The sequence below is a fragment of the Variovorax sp. 01N429 genome (assembly GCF_056399425.1).
In genome coordinates this window covers 1-391 of sequence record NZ_JBFTRG010000196.1, presented here as the reverse complement: position 1 = coordinate 391, position 391 = coordinate 1, and the positions used below count along the sequence as shown (strand labels likewise).

Genomic DNA, 391 nt, shown 5'->3' with positions numbered 1-391 from the left:
GCAGCGAGCCCAGCAGCGGGTACGTCGACCCGGACGACCAGCCCGCCAGCACGATGCCGTAGATGCCCACCGATGCGGTCGCCAGGATGTACAGCACGCCCACCGGCAGGTCGGTCAGCTGCAGGTGCGTCTGGTGTCCGAACATCGACACCTCGCCGCCCATCGGGATCACCGCGAACGCCATGAACGCGGGGACCATCGCGACGACCGGCGCGAGGATGTAGACCGGCTTGTCGGCGGCCTTGACGATGATGTCTTCCTTGAACGCCAGCTTCACGCCGTCGGCGAGCGACTGGAGCAGGCCCTGCGGCCCGACGTGCTTGGGGCCGATGCGCATCTGCATCCACGCCACGACCTTGCGCTCCCACCAGATCGCGAACAGCGTCATGAC

Annotated in this window: 1 protein-coding gene; it reads right to left on the bottom strand. The window is 67.5% G+C overall.

Annotated elements, in window-relative coordinates; genetic code table 11:
* The coding region (locus AC1DSF_RS31225; RefSeq protein ID WP_478184184.1) for a complex I subunit 1/NuoH family protein at window positions 1-391 on the bottom strand (391 nt) is incomplete at both ends.